Here is an 18,323-nt window from a genome sequence, read left to right as displayed (position 1 = left end):
GGTTGAACGCCCTCTCCGCTCTCAGATGTATCTCCAGATACTCAAGCTGCATATGGTGGGAAGAGGATAACCATTAGCGGATCAGAGGAGGCATGAACCATGCATATTTGTATTATTGCGCCGGAACGTCTCCCGGTTCCGGGAGACGGGTCAGTAGAAATCTGCATTTGGGCCATTGCCAGAAAGCTGGCTGAGAAACATAAGGTTACCATTGTGAGCCGCAAAGTGCTGGGACTGCCCGATGCTTCCATATTGGAGCGGGTCAGAATCATTCGGTTGCCCGCAAGTACTCCCGTTCATTATCGTACTTCGGTATTAGACTACATTCAGAATGAGTCATTTGATATAGTTCAGGTCGATAATCGCCCCCATCTTATGTCTGCTGTAAAGAAACGGCTCCCTCATCTTCCGGTATTTCTATTTCTGCATTCTCTTACATTCACACCGGACACAGTTAAGACTGCTAGAGCCTTGGCTAGAGCAGATCTGATTATTGCGAACAGCCACTCTCTACAGCGAAGACTAACCCGTCGCTTCCCTCAATTAAACAATGAAATCCGTATTGTCCTGCTCGGAGCAGATCTTGATCGATTCACTCCTGTAGCGCTACAGGAAAAATACCATCTTCGCAAACTTTACAGACTCCCGAGGGTCTTTACCGTCTTATTCGTCGGTCGAGTCATTCCCCGCAAAGGGGTGCCCATATTGATACGTGCTATGTACCATTTAAATAAGCACCTTCCTGCTCATCTTGTAATTGCAGGCAAAGGGAAACCGTCATATTTGCGACAGCTAAAGCTGCTTGCACAGCGACTAGGCGTATCCGTTTCCTTCCTTGGAAATGTAGCTCATGAGGATATCCATACCATTTATCAAGCAGCCGACTGCTTCGTATGTCCTTCTCAGAATCATGAATCCTTTGGGCTTGTTAATGTAGAGGCCATGGCCTCGGGACTACCGGTCATCGCTTCTAGCAATGGCGGTATCCGTGAGATTATCGACTCCGGCCATAACGGATATCTGGTGGAACGATATCGCGAGGCCTTGCCCTTTGCTAGAGATTTGCTGCGACTAAGCCGGAATCCGGAGGTAGCAGCAACCATTGGGAAACAAGGACGATCGGATGCGCTTGAAGCCTTCAATTGGCAACGTACAGCAACTGATTTGGAACGGCTTTATCAAGCTGCCTTAGTACAGCAATAGATCCTATAAACATAAAAAAGTAGTCCGCCTCCATTCACTGGAGACGGACTACTTTGATTTAAATAAATTGAACAACTGTAAGTACAAGCCCTACAACAAAACCGCATAAGGCACCGTTCACACGAATCCACTGAAGATCTTTACCTACTTTATCCTCCAGCATATTCACTAGACTAGCATCGTCCATGCTATCCAGATTCTCCTTCACCAAAAGACCGATTCGGAAGTGGTTAGCCTCTACAAATGCAATCAATGAAGCGCGAATCCGCTCCTCCCAGCTACCGATCCACTCTTGTTCCTTACTAATACGGCGCATAAGAAGGGTGTATAGTGCAAATAGTTTTCTTCCGCCAGCTGCCCGGTCCTCTTCTAATAAGGAGAGTGCCTTACTACGTACGTTCTCCAATTGAGTATGCAGAAAAGCAGTTACTGCTTCTCCCTCAAGCTCTTGTAGTGCCCATTCTTTCACAGAAGTCATTCTAGCCTCATCATTAACAATCTGGAACAACGCCACCCGGATTTCCCGGATGATCTCTTCACGATAAGGGCTATCCTCTTCACGAAAATCGCGAATACCGGACTGCAGCATGCCTTGCAGCATTTCACCAAGCATATCCGCATCCATGAATCCAACGAAAGCCTGAAAAGCCATCCCTTTCAGTCCACCGAGCTTTACTTCAGCCAGTTTCTCGCTGGCGATCTTACCCAGCATAGCTTTCGTTTCAGGACGACCGCTCCAGTTAGATACCCCTTCCAGCGCATAATCCAGAGCCGCTACATCTTTTCCGTCGTTCATTAATTTAGTGACAATCTTATCAGCCGCAACTCCAAGCTCCGCTTCACGAATATAGTCAGAGGCTGCCTTTTGAAGAAAAGGTACAGCTTGCTCTACCGGAAGACGTGACACGAATTCGCTAAGTTGCTCTAGGATCTGGGCTCTCGCCTTCTTCTTGCTAAAGAACTTCGTCAGCAGCTTGGAACTCATAGACATAATGCCAAACTTGCGCAGCTTGTTCTCAATACTCTCTTTGTTCAGCAGCTCAGTCTCCATAGCGGTAATTAACGACTGAATAATCTTATCCCGATTCTTGAGCAGCAGTGAGGTATGTGGAATACGCAGCCCGAGCGGATGGCGGAATAACGCGGTTACCGCGAACCAGTCGGCAATCCCCCCAACCAGCCCAGCCTCAAAGCCACCTCTTAGTAGAATTACAGCGAGATTTTCAGGTAGAAATAGTGTAATCAGAAACCCACATGCCATAAAAGCTAGTGACATGGTGGCCAAGTTTTTGGATCTCACGATTAGTCCCCCTTACATACACAGCTGCCGATGTCCTTACGCAGGAAAAATACCGACGGATCACGTCCCACGAACATGAACTGACGATAGACTCGGCTAGTCGATTAGTTTAACAACTATTGTACCACGACTGAACTATATTCTAAAAATATACGATTAGACTAGGAATGAAAAGGTGTTTTTGGTTTTCAGAATATTAATGATAAGATACAATTAACGTTCTCACTAGCCCGCGAAGGGGACAACTATGACTGGATAAGGAGATCTTACAATATGCTGATTGCTTTAGATATGGATGGAACATTGCTGAACGAAGAAGGACAAATTAGCCCAAAGAACCGCGAGGCGATTATAAAGGCTCAAAATTTAGGTCATATCGTAATTATTGCTACGGGACGCTCTTTTATGGATGCGGAACGACAACTGCGGCTGGCAGATCTGGAATGCCCTGTAGTCAGTCTGAATGGCGCAGTGGTTACATTGTCTGACCACACGCTGGCAGCAAGTAAACCGCTGAAGAAGGAAGACATCATTCCTGCATTACGCTGGATGAACGAAATTCCGGATTTGTATTACGAGGTATACACAGAGGACAACGTATATGTGGAGCTCAATAAACGGGTAAGATTAGAGAAACTATCTGCACTAAGTGAAGAAGAAGTACCTGAGGAAGTCAGCTGGCTGCTAAAAGCAATGATCGATCAGCAGTTTCAACAAGCGGCTGTAACTTACGTCGAAAGTATGGAAGAGATCTGGAGTAAAGAAGAAAACGTCATTTATAAAACATTAGCCTTTTCTCTAGACCGGGAACTGCTCAAAGAAGCCTCCACCCGCTTCGCCGCGATCCCTGGCCTTATTATTACAGCCTCCCATGTCAATAATATCGAAATTAACCATGAGGACGCCAACAAAGGCTCCGGTGTAGCTATGCTCGCCGCCCACTATGGCATCCCGCTAACAGATGTAGCCGTAATGGGTGACAGCTATAATGATCAACCGATGTTCGAGGTGGCAGGCTACCGGATTGCCATGGCTAACGCAGCACCGATTCTAAAGGAAATGGCTGAATTTGTTACAGTCAGTAATGCCGAAGATGGAGTGGCGACAGGACTTGAGCATCTTATGGCTAAATTCTGAACCAACATGCCTGGCTTAAATCATAAACTGCCAAAAAAACCTCTAACATCATCCTGAGGATGGGTTAGAGGTTTTTTTAAGATTGTCTTAACTAGTTATAGCTACAGCTTTATACAAGGATGATTGTCCAAGCTCAATGGCTTGGCAAACTCAACGTCTTTTAATAACTCGTTATTCCGCTTATTGTGCATAACACGTGATTCGGATAGCCCTGACTGAATCTCCTTGAGCATTTGACGATTCTCATCATATAAGGTAACTGCCAGTGTATGATCATCTTGTCTTACAACCAGCTCCATATTGGGCTTAACTTCAAGCGATACCGTTTCGAAAGGAGATATATCGATGATAACTTCCAGTCCCACATTCTTGAATGTATAGGCGTAAGTGATTTCAAGTCCACGGTTATACGTGGCTTCGATCTGTCCCTTTCCTATGTTCACATTATAAGCCAAGGATTCAAGCTCTTGCGGAATTCTTGGAGCAATTGTCAGTGTATTGTTAATCAGGTATGGACGGATACCTAAGAAATATTGGTACCACACACGCAGGTGCTCAGCATTGGACCAAGCTTGCAGGTATGCACCCGTCAACTTCGCCCAGTTCTCATCTTCCTCAGGATAAGCATCCATATTCTCACAAAGTCCACCAACAACACCTAAATTCAAGGCCTGCCAGTTCATATTCTTGAATAGCTGATAGGCCGTTTCTTCCTGCCCTGCTTCAATCATACGCTGCATCGCAATACCATTAAGCCAAATCCAAACCGCACCGTTATGGTAAGCCTCGTCTTTCGGATAATGAGATGTTAAATGAAACGGACGAAACAATGGATGATGTCTATCTAGCGAAGCAACACCCCATGGATAGACCAACTCTTCCCACGCGGTACGAATCGCTCTAGCCTTAAAATCGTTATCATCAAACATTTCAAAAGCAAATAACTGGTTTGGGCGCAGGGAGAATTCCGGCTTATCTTCTGCATCCAGTCTGTCTGCTAAATAAGGATGCGCTTGATCAATGAAATCGACCTCAAAATGGCGCTTCAAGGTTTCAGCAATGCCCTTCCATTTATCAGCATTCACCTTGTCATTCATATATTCAGCAAAGTAAACACCAGCAAGCAATTGGTTATACCAGAGTGCTTGAATATCATTGGCACGGGTATCCCGAGGAGAATATGACTCCAAATTTCCATCCCGGGCATCCATCCAAGTTTCATTATCTGCGTGCTTCAAGTACCCTTTATCATCTACCCAATATTTAATGGAACCTTCAATACTATATTGTACATTGTGATACAGCTCTTTAATGATCGCTGTATCTCCTGAATACTTAACGTAATCCTGCAACTGGATAATGAATCGCGGCGTACCATCCGTTGTATGGTAATCCACTTTTCCAGGAGACAAGATATTTGGAATTCTACCAAAGTATTTAGAATCTTCGTCCGTATTCTGAAACTCTGCGAATGATAGCAAGATATTTCTAGCCGTTTCGAATTGCCCTGTAACGAGCACAGCGCCTGGAAGAGCTATGAATTGATCCCGTCCCCAATATTCGTTAAACCATGGCAGCCCTGCATAGATACCATCACCCTGCTGTCTTGTAACCAACTGATCCATTGTGATGTTCAACCAATTCATGGCTAAAGTAAATGTATCATCACTGCTGGTTAAATGGGCATTATGGTGTAAGAAATCTTCCATCCGCTTAACACGTTCATCTTTCAAAGTGCTAATATCTTGTCTAGCTTTAAGGACTAAGTTTGCTGCTTCTTCGGATGTCTTACCTGCAGCGAGATAATAACCCCCAGCGTTTGCATCGGCAATTAGAACTTCATTATCCATATGCAAAGGTGAAAGGTTGATAGCACTAACTGCAATCACCCAATCTCCCTCGATAGCGCTAAAGAACGCGATATGATCCTGTTGGTTTATATAGCTAACATTCTCTCCCCTTAAAACGATGCCTATGTCTTCCTTAGCATTAGCGAGACTAATTTCTAATAGATTATGATAATCCAACAACCACAGCTCTTCTGTAAGATCGGCGTGCTTACGCACCATTTTATAAGGATAGGCCCAAACTTCAGATTGTCGATTGTCTAGCTTCTGTTCACCTACGAATAAGGTGTATCCACCGAAAATTCTATTCTTAGCAATATTAAGTCCCTCAAAAAATGCATGTTCCACATGATCCGTATGATGGGATTGCGTAAAATAAAATGCTGCCTCTTTATTCGTAAATGAAATACTCCGATTGGCTTCTTGAGAGACAAATGTCTTCATGTCATCCAGAATTGATGTATGAACTTGATTACTATTCATTGTAAGCCTCCTACTTGAAAACCGCTATGAAGCTTCATAGCGGCTGTCTACTAATATTTATTCTTTAACCGAACCAACGACAATCCCTGATACGAAATACTTTTGCATAAACGGATAAATCAACAACAATGGTAGCGTAGAAACTACGATTTTAGCAGCGTTCAAAGTCTTATTCGAAACTTTTGCTAATTCCAATAGTTTTTCAGGATCTGTAATGTTCTGAACCTCAACGCTAAGCTGTTGGATATAGGTTTGCAATGGATAATTCGCCGTTTTATTAATATATACCAGGGCACCAAAGTAATCATTCCAATGGCCCACAATAGTAAAGAGCGTAACGGTGGCAAGTGTAGGCAATACTATCGGAAGATAGATTGTTCCTAATATTCTCCACTGTGAAGCTCCATCTATATTTGCAGCTTCCTCTAGAGATTTCGGTACAGCCCGGAATGCATTCATCAGCAAGATAACATTCCCTATTGGTACTGCACCCGGCAAGATCAATGACCAGATGGAGTCTAAAAGATTAAGCTCTTTGACTACCATAAAGGTTGGAATCAATCCGCCTGAGAATAACATCGCGAAGATAACGAGATTCATATAAACCTTCTGACCCGTGAATACTCGTGAACTTTTAGACAATGGATAGGCTGTAAGAATCATCAATACCATATTCACAAGCAGACCTAACACTACCCGTTCTACAGAGATCATGAATGAACGCCAAAACTGGCTGTCAGACAATAATTTTTCATAGGAGCTAAACGTCGGATTAACCGGGAATATACTTACTAGATTTGCGGAAGCCGCCGCATTATCACTGAAAGAGATGGCTACTAAATTGACTAACGGTATGAGACAGGACAAGGCGAACGCTAGAACAAATACCCAGATAATAACATCTGCAATACGACCCTTGATGTTAGATGCGTAAATGGGAGAACCCCCCTTTCTTTAGAAAATACGATAATCCGTAAGTTTTTGGGCCAATTTATTCGCAGAAAGAATCAGTACGATACCAACGACCGACCGTAATAGGCCAACTGCTGTACCTAAGCTGTATTGTCTTTCTACCAGACCCACCCGATAAACGTAGGTATCAATAATATCCGAAGATTCATACACCAAAGGATTATACAGATTGAAGATCTGATCAAAACCAGCATTCAATACATTCGGCAAGTTCAAGGTTGTAACCAGCAAAATAGTTGGCATTAAGCCTGGCAACGTGATGTGCCACAGTTTCTTAAACCGGTTGGCTCCATCAATGGAACCCGCCTCATAAAGTCCGGGATCAATGGATGTCAGGGAAGCTAGGTAGATGATTGAACCGTACCCAAAACCCTTCCAGACATCTGTTAATACTAGCATCGGTCTAAACCAAGTATTGCTGGCCATAAACAAGACCGGGTCAATCCCAAACCAACTTAACATGGCATTAACAGGACCTTCATAAGAGAAGATATTCATGACTACAGTAGCTAAGATCGCCCATGACAAGAAGTTCGGCAGATAAACAACCGTCTGTATGAATCGCTTAGCAAACTTTACCCGAATTTCATTTAATAACAGGGCAAACACGATGGATGTAAAAGTACCCACGATAATTTTCCATAACGCGATAACGATCGTATTACTGAAAATCTGTTTGCTGTCCGGAATTTGGAGCATAAATTTGAAATTATCAAGACCTACCCAGGATGAACCACTCATTCCCTTAGCCGGAACATAATTTTGAAAAGCCATTATAATACCGAACATTGGAATAAACGAAAAGATAATTAGGAAAATCATGCCTGGCGCCATCATGAGATGGAATGCTGTCTGATCTTTTTTATTTTTCATTTACGGATCATCTCTTTCAACATCATTTGGTTGCTATCGCTTCGTTAACTTCCTTAGTAATTACTTCGCCGCCAGTTTTATTCCAGCTTTCTACAAACTTATCAAATGCGTCAGGTGTTTGCTCACCTGTAATGATCTTCAAGTACATTTCAAGTTCCATTTTAGTAAGTGTTGGCCATTTCAACGTCATGGATGATGTACTTCCAAAGAATAATGGATTCACTTCTTTAATATTAGAGGCTTTCACCAAACTAGCTGTCGTAATACTGGAAGTATATCCAGCCCATGCATTGGAGTCTGGTGTTTCTCCATTCTTCTTACTATCAAGAAATTTCTTATAGGAGTTATAAGCCGTTAAATCCTCATTGCTAGTTAATTTACTTGTATCGCCTGTTTCTAATGCTTCTTTCATGATGTCAACGTTACGATAGAAAGCGTCATAATAATCGATATTAATAGCGAGCGGAGATCCGCCAACATTCATACTCTTATAATCTTCAAATTCTTTCAAAGCTTTTTCATCTTTTTCTTGGTAACGCTGATAGTCATATTGAACACTCACAAGCTTGGCTGCAAGTTCAGGATGTTCAAAGCCTTTGCGAACAACCAAATAACTGCTGGAAGGATTTCCAGTGAACATTGTAAGCGAGCCATCCTCTGATTGTGGGGCAACATAAGATACCCATTCCGCTTCTGGATTCAGCTTAAGCGTGTCAGCCACAGTCCAGCTTCCCCACCAGTTATCCATGAACGACCCACTTTTTCCGCTTGTAAGTAGCGCCTTGCGGTCATCACCAGTACGTACTGCAAACTGACGATCTATCAAGTTATTCTTGTACATTTCAGACAACTTGGTCAGTGCTGGCTTCATCTCTGGTTGAACAGATCCGTATACAGCCTTTCCACTTCCATCATCAATCCACTGTTTTGGATACGCACCATATAGTGAAAAGATATTATTAAATGAGAATTGTCCACCAGAGACACCGGCAACGTTTTCATTATCGACAACAAGACCTAGCGTTTTACCCGCTCCGTTACCACCTGGATCTTTTTCTACAAATTGCTTAATAATGTTCTCGACATCAGCCATTGATTTCGGCTCAGCAAGTCCCAATTTGTCCATCCAGTCTTTGCGAAGCCAGAGGATACCAGGACCATGTGAGATTTCAGTAGTTGGTATGGCCATCAGCTTGCCATCGAACTTTGCGCTATCCAGAACACGACCACCGTAGGAATCATAAATTTCCTTAATTCGATCGCTGGCCGTATTTTCATAAACCTCGGTCAGATCTGCAATCAGATCGTTCTCATAAAGCTGTTGCAATGTCGCGTAGTCAGGAACCACCATTAGATCAGGGATTTCACCGCTTACAATCGCCATCGAAACTTTCTGACTATAGTCTGTACCATCATTGGACTCAAATGAGGTCGTATTTTGAATGTTCAGCTTATCCTTGAAATATCTTGTCCACACATTGTTTGTGGCATTATCTTTCTCATAAGGCGTTCCTGCAAGTGCTGAATAGCTCGTTGCCACTTGTCCAACAGAATAAGTAACTGTTTCAGGATAGGCGCCAAATGGAGTCGTCTGTGCTTCTTTCCATGCAGGATCACTCGCATCTGTCTTTGGGGTAGATGCTGAAGAATTATTAGAACTTGAACAACCTACCATAGCAACAGCTAATAGTGATGCTAATACTATGGAGCTTGATTTTCTCAATTTATGTTTCATTATAAGAGCCTCCCTTTTTCTATAAAAAAACTCGTATTAGAAAACGATTTCAAAGCGCCGGCCAGCTTCAAAAAAATTTATATTGTTACTTCCTTAAGTTTATAGATTATTGCTATCCATCGTAAACGCAAAAAAATTATGTTTTACACAAATAAATACTCATCATTAACGATAATATCGAGGAATAATTGCTACGGTCGAAGATCTTATACTACAATATCAATGTCACTACATGTCGAAAGGTGGTAAATAATGTTATCCATATTGGTGGTAGATGATCATAAGGAGGAGCGAGAGGGGATTGCTTTCCTCATTAAGGAGCTTGGCTTCCCCCTCCAATTGCATGTTGCAGAAAACGGTCGTAAAGCACTTGAATATGTAAGCGCACACTCTGTCGATATTCTATTTACCGATGTGCGGATGCCTATAATGGATGGATTACAGCTAACAAAGGAAGCATTAAAGTTGCACCCCAAATTAAAGGTGATTTTGTTCAGTGGATTCGCTGAATTTGAGTATGCCAAAACAGCCCTTTCCCTGGGCGTATCCGAGTATCTTTTGAAACCGGTTAACATTGAAGCATTCCAAACTACTTTAGAAAAAGTTATTCAGGAATTAAAGAACCAGCAACAAAAAGAAGAAGCGTCACAAAGAAAGCTAAGCTATGTGAGAAAACATCTACTCTTCTCTCTAGTCAATGGCATCGGAAGCCCGCCGCCTCTTCAAGAGCTGTCTATTGAATTACCCAGCCATTACAATAAAATGCTTTTGTTAGAATTCGATAAGCCATTTTTTGAATCTGTGGATTCGGAGTTCGAAGAGTTTGTTCTTGGTTTAGTAGACACATCTGCTGATTACTTAAATCTAAACGGATGTCAAAGTCTACTACTGTTTCCCGAGCAAGAGTCCCCTTCTTCCCAGTTTGATAATAATTCAGCGATGCACCTGCATCATTGCATCTTTGATAAATATAAAGTAAATTGTTATCTCGCTATGAAAGAGGAAGTAACCTCAATACTAGATTTAGGTTCACTTTTGACTTCATTAGAAGAATTGATGGAATATCGTTTTTTTCTCCCAGATACCTTTGTGTTTAATACACAAAATGACTTACATTTCTCTGAGGCCTTGTATCCAGACCTTACAGATAGCCATCTACTAGATCAGATTCGAAATAATCTGAAGGATCAAGATATTTTTAGCTTACGAGCAAATACTGAGATTTTATATCAAAAATACGTACATCAAGTACAGTATTCACATTTATATGTAAAGTATATGTTCTCCACAATCTATCAAGAGATCATGACACAAGCTGCACCTATATCAGAAATGGAGCTGCAGACTGCCGTCGAGATCATATATGGATCTGAAGATTTGCGGGATATCAAAGATATCATATTTGAAGGTATCGCTCGGATTGATCAGAACTCTACTAACCATGAGCCTACTCAGAACCGTGATGTCGATGCCGTCAAACAATATATTGAACAATATTATGCAGATGATCTCAGTCTGGAAATGCTTGCTGCTAAAGTGTATTTGTCTCCACATTATCTTAGCTCCATATTCAAGAAGCAGACAGGCTGTGGGCTTAATAAATATATTAAGAATGTCCGCATGCAAAACGCAAAAGAGTTGTTAACAAATACGCATCAAAAAATATCAAATATTTGCACCGCAGTGGGCTATCGCAATATTTCATACTTCTGCCAAAATTTCAGGGATTTCTATGGGTACACACCAGAAAAATATAGACAGTATAATCAGAAGTCCTCTGTATATCGGGAGGAGCATCATGCAACTTTGGCGGACACTTAAGCAAAATATTCGCGACTTGAAGTTTCAAACCAAGATCATGCTTTCATTTATGTTAATCAGTATGATTCCTGTGATTATATTGGGCAGCTTCTGCTATCAAGAAGCCAAATCATCCCTCATTAAGCAATCCAAATCTGATTTGAAAGCAGCCTTAAATCAAGGGGCTTTAGCTTTAAATAGTCATCTGGATGTCTACAATAAACTCATGAATTTCTTGAGTTTTAATCAGGAAATTATTAATTCAGCTAATCATACCTACACAAGTATGTATGAAATGTATGATCAGTTAACCCATGTGATTGACCAAAATTTCAATACGGCACGGTATCTAAATACAGGTGTAGAACAAATCACTCTGTATACAGGAACCAATCTTTTGGCACATGGCAATACTGTCCGAGCCCTAAATGATATTAAACAGAAACATTGGTACCCGACGTTGATGAAGTCAGTCGATGTCCTGTGGTTTACGGATAATAAGGAGATTTTTGCTGTTCGACGCATTATTAATACGAAACAGAAAGATCCAAAAGAAAATGTGCTGTATGCACGTGTGAATTACGATTCGTTATTCACACCTTTTGACTCCCTACTCTCTCAAGGTTCAGAGATTCTCGTCAAAGATGCTTATGGAAAGTCGATCTATGCCTCGCCTGGTATAGAAGGATATATTCCTTCCAATAGCACAAACAACTTAGATACGCTGCAATGGAAAAATACAAAGTACACTGTATTGCAATCTGAAGTTCCTATATCAGGATGGACAGTGATGTTATGCAAACCTACGAAGATGATTACGAATTCTGCTTGGAAAATCCTTTCGACAGTTGGGCTTGTTATTGTTGCCTGTATTGCTGCCGTTGCTATAACCGCCAATCTATTTTCTCGAAAGTTCAATTCACAAATTAAGCGTCTGCGCAATAATATGCGCACCGTAGAAGAGGGATCCCTGGAAGTCACCGTCACCAGCACATCCAAAGATGAAATTGGGGATCTAATTAGAGGCTTTGGCAATATGGTTGACAAAACAAAAGTGTTAATCGATAAAGTCTACATTGAGGAAATTTCACGAAAAGAATATGAAATGAAAGCCCTACAGGCTCAGATTAATCCTCATTTTCTATATAATGCTCTTTCGCTCATCAATTGGAGAGCCATCCGAATCCATGCAACAGATATAAGTGAAATGGCGCAGCTTCTATCCACGTTCTATCGGACTACGCTGAATAAAGGGAATAATATTATTTCGGTTTCAGATGAACTATTGAATGTACAATCTTATATACAGATTCAGCTTAACATGCATAGCAATAGCTTTGAGATAGAATATCAGATCGACGAGGCTATTCTCTCTTATTACATGCCTAACCTGATGCTTCAGCCTCTAATTGAGAATGCTATTATTCATGGTATTGAGAATAGAGAAGAAGAAGGAAGCAAAATTATTCTATCCGGAGAAATGGTGGAGGAGTGTATCATCTTCAAAGTAAAGGATAATGGCGTTGGCATCCCACAAGAACGACTCAATCTTCTGCTTAAATCCCAGTCTATAGGCTATGGGCTCAAAAATGTAAATGACCGGGCTATGCTAATGTACGGACCAGAGTACGGCTTGTCCATTACCAGTATTCTAGGACTGGGAACGGAGGTCACATTTCGATTTCCATCCAAAAGATACGAAGGTGGCTCAAATCTATAACTCTTTTAAATGCAGTGATGTTAACTAGTTACACTCTAAAATTAAATTCAACCGGGACATGTACGCTGGATTAAACCCGGTTGATTTTTTCAATCTATTGAATTACAAATGATCAGGAGCGCTTTCCTCCCCCACCCATTCAGCAGAAACACGTACATAATCCCCCACATCAGAAGATGTCACCAGTTCAATAATGATCAATTCGAGTGGCGTAATCGCCCGCAAACCATGTCTCGCACCGGCAGGTACTATAACTGTGTCTCCGGCTGCAACTGCATGAAGAACGCCGTTCATACGGTACTCTCCATTGCCCGAAAGAAAAGACCATATTTCTTTGGTATGCCTGTGAAAATGATAGCTGGTGTGCTTCCCTGCCAACATCGTGATTTTGGAAGTCGTAACCTCAACTCCTGCTGCTGTTCGTGAGAAATCCAGAATGCGTGAGCTCCCCCACCGCTTTTCTTCAATCATCGGCTTCGCGGCATGACCCTCCAGCTTCTGCTTAATCCGTTTCGCCTGCTCGATCCCAGCAACTAAAATACCATCCGCACCCGCCGCCACAATCAAGCCTGGGGCACCGATGACATGTACGGGACAAGAGAGTTCGTTCACTAAATAGGTTCCTTTTGAATCCTCAGAAATGCTCCCCCTGCCAATTACCTTTTCCTGCAAATGAGGGGTAAGCGCATCCCAACTACCAATATCCGCCCAAACTCCGGTGTAAGGAATAACTACCGCTCGCTGCGTATGCTCAAGCACTTCATAGTCAAAACTTCGTTCTGGCAATTCGTCATAACGCTCCACTAGCTCCATGTAATCTGCTGAAAGATTCCGTTCCACCATAGTTGAGAGCAAGTATCCTAATGTGCAGGAGAACACCCCACAGTTCCATAGTCCTCCACAGGAAATGAACTCGGCCGCCGCTAGTTCGTCTGGTTTCTCTGCAAATTGCTTCACATTTAGAAAAGACGTCCCTTCTGAACCTTCACTCGGCAATATATACCCGAACTGTGTGGATGGGAATTCAGGCGTAACACCGATCAGGGCAATATCCGCTTGTGATTCGGACAGCACGCTGGGAAACTGCCGAAGCTGACTGAAAAAAGAAGCCTCCACATAAGAATCCACCGGAATGACCACAACGATCTCTTCTAAGTCTATTTTCTTCACGGAATGCAAATAGCTCGCCGCCAATGCAACTGCAGTAAAAGTTCCCCGCTTCTGTGGCTCCGCCAGTAAAGCAACCTGATTGCCAACAGATTTGCGGGTAATTTCCACCTGACTGCGATGGGTTACAATGCAGCTTGAATCTAACAATCCTGCCTCATCCAGCCCTCTGCATACTCGCTCGATCATCGACTCCATGCCGCCATTTTCTGTTGGGAGAAGTCTTAAAAATGCCTTTGACCTGATCTCATTCGACAGCGGCCACAGCCTCTTCCCCGATCCCCCTGAAAGGAGCACGATCTGCAACGCTATCGCCCCCCTGCGCTGGACTTACTACTCGGTGTTCTCACATACCCCTTCCGTTTATGAAAAGACAATGATCTATACTTTTCCGCCAGCTCATTCAGCTTCTGCTTGGACAGCTGACCTGCATTCATATGGAGGCCTTTATTGCGTGCTTTTTGGATCTTCATGCCCCCACGATCCTTCGAATACAGGTAATTCCCATAAGTTTCGAATTCAGAAAAAGCAAATTGCTTAGTTCGGTTCATACTGTGTATAATCGCCGAATACCAAGGCTTCTGATGCTTTGCTTCAATCTCTCTTTTCATCTGAGTCAATTGGCTGCGTTCAAACAGCATATAATGCGTCACAAAAGAAGAAGCAGATGCCGCCTTCTTACCCATTAGCTTCCTATAGGTTGTAAAGTACTGAGGCTGACTCCAATTACGACTGTAAAAAATCGTCTTTCCCTTCTCACGGAATCGATGAGGAGCGATTAAGACCGTATCTGCATCGATGACTAAAAAATAGTCAGCCGTACATAGCTTGTCACCATTCAGCTTCAACAATTGCTGGAACAACCAACCGGATCTCTCCCATTTCCGTGAACGGTAATGGATATCTTTTTTTGTAATCGGGAGGACTGTATTCTCATCGACAAAGGTACAGCCTTTTTTTCGGCAGAAATCCAGTATACGTGTCTTTTTTGGAGCAACAATCAATATACGACCTATCGGATGCTTAACATGTGTTCGGACAGCGTCAATAACATAGGGGAGTGTAGCCAAATCTTTCTCGATAGCCGGAATCAGTACATCTATGGTAACGGCATGTCTTATGCGGACCTTTTTAGGCGAGGGCATACGGTCATCTCCATATCATGATTTTGCTTTAGGATATGAGGATAATAAGGAAAGGGAATGGGCTTTACTGTAAACTTAAGAGAGGACAAGGGGGGGATTTATACCCTTCTTTTCGCCCATAAAGCCCAATTCGCTCCTTTCTGGGGGATTTATACCCTTCTTTTCGCCCATAGAGCCCAATTCGCTCACTTTTAGGGCATTTATACCCTTCTTTTCGCTCACAGAGCCAAATCCGCTCACTTCTGGGGTATTTATACCCCTCTTTTCGCCCATAAAGCCAAATCCGCTCCTTTCTGGGGTATTTATACCCTTCTTTTCGCTCACAGAGCCCAATTCGCTCACTTCTGGGGGATTTATACCCTTCTTTTCGCCCGCGGAGACCGATTCCAGCTTTTCTACGGGATTTATACCGTACATCTTGCCCACCAATCCCCATTCACACAACCAAGCTCCACACTCCCCCATACTATATCCAGCATTTTTTTCTGTGCAGTAAAAAGGCTGGGATGGTATATTGTAGATTGGCTAAATTTTCGGCGTATTTTAATCGGCACATTTTAAGATGAACTCAACCATTCTCCAACTAGTTTTGTTGAGCTCACTCTATACAGAAATATATGAAGGTGAATCTATTGAATAAGCTCTTATTTCATAATATCCCGCTGGGAGCAACCGGCGAACGCATCCCGCAAGCGGCAGTAGCTTCAGCACAGACCAGCACAGAGCTAGTGAAGCGGGAGGAGGGGGACTCCGCTTATTTCCGCAGGCTCGAGGAAGGCGGCATCCTGCTCAACCGCCCGCAGATTGCTGCGGTGCGGCATCATAAAGGGCCGCTGCTGACACTGGCCGGTGCAGGCTCCGGCAAAACCTCGGTTCTGATCTGCAGAACCGGTTATTTGTTGTCCGTGCGCGGCGTCTCGCCGAGTCAGCTGCTATTGCTGACTTTTTCGAGTAAAGCCGCGGCAGAAATGCGCGAACGAATCGCCCTGCTCCCGGGAGTTAGCACAGCGGACGTTGCAAGACTTCAGGCCCGTACGTTCCATTCTTTTTTCTTATTTTTCTTGCGCAGACAAGGATTGCAACAGGAAATTTTCAGTGAGACACGGCGCCAGCACATCCTATTGAAGCAGATCATGCGTGAGCTCGGACTGCCGAAGGATGCTTATCCACCGGAAACCGTACTCTCTCTGCTCTCTTCCTGCAAAATGAACATGGGCACCGTGGAAGATCTACCAGAAGGCACCACCGCCGAAAAAGAAATGAAGTCCATTCTGGAAATATACGAACAATGGAAGCTAGACAATTTCAAAATCGATTTCGACGATGTCCTCTTAATTGCTTATCGGATGCTGAAGGAGCGTCCGGAGCTTTTGCAAGAGTTGCAGATGAGATATCTGTACGTGATGGTGGATGAGTTCCAGGATACAAACGCCTTGCAGTACGAACTTGTCAAAATGGTCGCTCACCCACAGCATAATCTAATGGTGGTTGGTGATGATGACCAAACGATTTATTCCTTCAACGGAGCGCGCAGTGAGTTCATTCTAGAGTTCGAGAAGCTCTATCCGGGAGCAAGGGTTATTACGCTCGATATTAATTACCGCTCAGGCCCAGCTATCGTTGGACTTGGCAACGGCATTATCAAGCACAATACACGTCGGCGTTCCAAAACCCTGCAAGCCGCAAAAGGTAGTGGAAGTCAGCCACGATATATGCGTCCGCAAACTGCAGATGAAGAAGCCGAGCAGATGATCGAGCATATTTTAAACGAGGTCTCTAGCGGCAAAAGAGAATATAGCGACTTCGCCATGTTGTACCGGGCCTCGAGCAGCAATCGGGCCGTTCTCGAACTGCTCCTTTTACGCGATATTCCCTATATTGATTACGGAGAAGGGCAATTATTGTACGAGCACTGGCTGATCTCTCCGGTAGTGGATCATTTGCGACTCTCCTTGAATCGGCGAAATTTTGCAGCGATGGAGAATATCCTGCCGACACTATATATGAACCGTGAAAAAGGCATGAATCATATCCGCCAGATGGAAGCTAGACAGCCCAAGCAAGGACCGTTAATCCACCTATTGTCTATGCCTGGCATGGAAGACTTCAAAGGGACTAAACTAAGAGATCGACTCGATCTAATCCGAAATATACGCGAACTGACCCCAATACAAGCAATCCGGCAGATTCGTACCCAATTCTATGATTATTTCATCGAAGCGAATGAACGGCATCAAGCGACGCTGCATCGAGAGACGTTAAAAGAAATGCTAGATGAGCTAGAATCCTCCGCGGCGCGTTTCGACAGCATCCCTGCCTTTCTTGATTTCATAGATAATGTCACGGAGCGTAACGAGCATAATCGCCAACCAGGCACTAAAGAGCAAGGCAATCGGATTGCATTAATGACCATTCATAAATCAAAGGGGCTAGAGTTTCCTGTAGTCTTTTTAATTGGAGCGTCTGAGGGAATTCTTCCGCATAGCTCTGCACTGGAGGGCGACCGGTTAAAAGACCGCAAGCTTGCTGCCGGAAGCAGCGGAGCCTCAAGCTTAGCAGCACTGGAGGAGGAACGGAGACTGGCGTACGTGGCCGTTACGAGAGCCCGAGAGGAGCTATTCATCAGCTCACCTGCACAGCATCGGGGTAAAAAAGCGGAGGTCTCCCGCTTCATGTTATCCGCCTTCCGTTCAGCGGTTTCTTCCACAGCAGCAACTACGGTGAGTAGAACCGTGACAACAAGATCCTTGCCGACCAGCCGAACAGCCGCTACAAAAACCCATGTCGTTCCGGTATGGAACTGCACGGGCAGCAGTTGTCCTGGTTGGACACGCATGAAAGCTGGCGGAGCTGAGGATCATCTAACCTCAAAGCCCTGCCCCTTATGCAGCTCACCTATGGCAAAGGATCAGCGAGAAGTTCCCGTATGATTTACACGCAA

General features: G+C 43.5%; 13 protein-coding genes. 5 read left to right on the top strand and 8 right to left on the bottom strand.

The annotated features are described in order from the left end of the window. Nucleotides 1-99: 99 nt before the first annotated feature. The gene (locus ACQKMP_RS18850; RefSeq protein WP_427470417.1) at nt 100-1,203 is read left to right on the top strand and encodes a glycosyltransferase family 4 protein; all 1,104 of its coding nucleotides are present in this window, start codon (nt 100-102) and stop codon (nt 1,201-1,203) included. A 58-nt stretch (nt 1,204-1,261) separates the two neighbouring features. Here ACQKMP_RS18850 and ACQKMP_RS18845 read toward each other — a convergent pair whose 3' ends face one another. Continuing rightward, nucleotides 1,262-2,503, bottom strand: coding sequence for a DUF445 domain-containing protein (locus tag ACQKMP_RS18845; RefSeq protein WP_427470415.1), 1,242 nt, complete (start codon nt 2,501-2,503; stop codon nt 1,262-1,264). A gap of 273 nt (nt 2,504-2,776) precedes the next feature. Here ACQKMP_RS18845 and ACQKMP_RS18840 point away from each other — a divergent pair, with 273 nt between their 5' ends. Further along, a complete protein-coding gene (locus tag ACQKMP_RS18840; RefSeq protein WP_042184240.1) occupies nt 2,777-3,640 on the top strand; it encodes a Cof-type HAD-IIB family hydrolase in 864 nt (287 codons plus the stop codon). Nucleotides 3,641-3,741: 101 nt separating this feature from the next. Here the strand turns inward: ACQKMP_RS18840 and ACQKMP_RS18835 are convergent, their stop codons facing one another. The 4 genes from ACQKMP_RS18835 to ACQKMP_RS18820 are packed head-to-tail and all read right to left on the bottom strand — an operon-like array spanning nt 3,742 to nt 9,550. Then, nucleotides 3,742-5,970, bottom strand: a complete 2,229-nt coding sequence (locus ACQKMP_RS18835) for an amylo-alpha-1,6-glucosidase (RefSeq protein ID WP_427470413.1) — start codon at nt 5,968-5,970, stop codon at nt 3,742-3,744. Nucleotides 5,971-6,027: 57 nt separating this feature from the next. Next, nucleotides 6,028-6,906, bottom strand: a complete 879-nt coding sequence (locus tag ACQKMP_RS18830) for a carbohydrate ABC transporter permease (protein ID WP_042184238.1) — start codon at nt 6,904-6,906, stop codon at nt 6,028-6,030. Nucleotides 6,907-6,924: 18 nt separating this feature from the next. Beyond that, nucleotides 6,925-7,815 (bottom strand): ABC transporter permease, encoded by an 891-nt coding sequence (locus ACQKMP_RS18825; RefSeq protein ID WP_042184236.1) that lies wholly within the window; start codon nt 7,813-7,815, stop codon nt 6,925-6,927. A 22-nt stretch (nt 7,816-7,837) separates the two neighbouring features. Next, on the bottom strand, nt 7,838-9,550 hold the full coding sequence (locus tag ACQKMP_RS18820; protein ID WP_052404119.1) for an extracellular solute-binding protein: 1,713 nt from the start codon (nt 9,548-9,550) through the stop codon (nt 7,838-7,840). 252 nt (nt 9,551-9,802) lie between these two features. Between ACQKMP_RS18820 and ACQKMP_RS18815 the strand changes: the two genes are divergently transcribed. Then, complete coding sequence (locus ACQKMP_RS18815) at nt 9,803-11,371, top strand: response regulator (protein WP_339244400.1); 1,569 nt, start codon at nt 9,803-9,805, stop codon at nt 11,369-11,371. Next, nucleotides 11,349-13,070, top strand: a complete 1,722-nt coding sequence (locus tag ACQKMP_RS18810; RefSeq protein WP_042184231.1) for a sensor histidine kinase — start codon at nt 11,349-11,351, stop codon at nt 13,068-13,070. The genes ACQKMP_RS18815 and ACQKMP_RS18810 overlap by 23 nt, the downstream gene beginning before the upstream one ends. Nucleotides 13,071-13,172: 102 nt before the next feature. Here ACQKMP_RS18810 and ACQKMP_RS18805 read toward each other — a convergent pair whose 3' ends face one another. From ACQKMP_RS18805 to ACQKMP_RS18795, 3 genes are all read right to left on the bottom strand, one after another. Continuing rightward, a complete protein-coding gene (locus ACQKMP_RS18805) occupies nt 13,173-14,534 on the bottom strand; it encodes a sugar phosphate nucleotidyltransferase (RefSeq protein ID WP_231573461.1) in 1,362 nt (453 codons plus the stop codon). Between the two features lie 11 nt (nt 14,535-14,545). Further along, the gene (locus ACQKMP_RS18800) at nt 14,546-15,382 is read right to left on the bottom strand and encodes a DUF6492 family protein (RefSeq protein ID WP_042184227.1); all 837 of its coding nucleotides are present in this window, start codon (nt 15,380-15,382) and stop codon (nt 14,546-14,548) included. Between the two features lie 75 nt (nt 15,383-15,457). Then, entirely contained in the window at nt 15,458-15,799 is a 342-nt protein-coding gene (locus ACQKMP_RS18795; RefSeq protein ID WP_427470410.1) for a hypothetical protein, read from the bottom strand. A 215-nt stretch (nt 15,800-16,014) separates the two neighbouring features. Here ACQKMP_RS18795 and ACQKMP_RS18790 point away from each other — a divergent pair, with 215 nt between their 5' ends. Further along, the gene (locus tag ACQKMP_RS18790) at nt 16,015-18,312 is read left to right on the top strand and encodes a UvrD-helicase domain-containing protein (RefSeq protein ID WP_042184223.1); all 2,298 of its coding nucleotides are present in this window, start codon (nt 16,015-16,017) and stop codon (nt 18,310-18,312) included. The last annotated feature ends 11 nt before the right edge of the window (nt 18,313-18,323 follow it).

The organism is Paenibacillus sp. NPDC101420, from assembly GCF_050277435.1.
In the GTDB taxonomy this organism is placed as follows: domain Bacteria; phylum Bacillota; class Bacilli; order Paenibacillales; family Paenibacillaceae; genus Paenibacillus_AQ.
Note: the sequence above shows the minus strand (reverse complement) of the source record. Positions and strands in the feature narration are given on the sequence as shown.

Excerpts from the sequence above, each read along its gene's own strand:
- ACQKMP_RS18795 (WP_427470410.1), bottom strand. The coding sequence starts at position 15,799 with ATGTACGGTATAAATCCCGTAGAAAAGCTGGAATCGGTCTCCGCGGGC.
- ACQKMP_RS18835 (WP_427470413.1), bottom strand. The coding sequence starts at position 5,970 with ATGAATAGTAATCAAGTTCATACATCAATTCTGGATGACATGAAGACA.
- ACQKMP_RS18800 (WP_042184227.1), bottom strand. The coding sequence starts at position 15,382 with ATGCCCTCGCCTAAAAAGGTCCGCATAAGACATGCCGTTACCATAGAT.
- ACQKMP_RS18825 (WP_042184236.1), bottom strand. The coding sequence starts at position 7,815 with ATGAAAAATAAAAAAGATCAGACAGCATTCCATCTCATGATGGCGCCA.
- ACQKMP_RS18850 (WP_427470417.1), top strand. The coding sequence starts at position 100 with ATGCATATTTGTATTATTGCGCCGGAACGTCTCCCGGTTCCGGGAGAC.
- ACQKMP_RS18810 (WP_042184231.1), top strand. The coding sequence starts at position 11,349 with ATGCAACTTTGGCGGACACTTAAGCAAAATATTCGCGACTTGAAGTTT.
- ACQKMP_RS18820 (WP_052404119.1), bottom strand. The coding sequence starts at position 9,550 with ATGAAACATAAATTGAGAAAATCAAGCTCCATAGTATTAGCATCACTA.
- ACQKMP_RS18840 (WP_042184240.1), top strand. The coding sequence starts at position 2,777 with ATGCTGATTGCTTTAGATATGGATGGAACATTGCTGAACGAAGAAGGA.
- ACQKMP_RS18815 (WP_339244400.1), top strand. The coding sequence starts at position 9,803 with ATGTTATCCATATTGGTGGTAGATGATCATAAGGAGGAGCGAGAGGGG.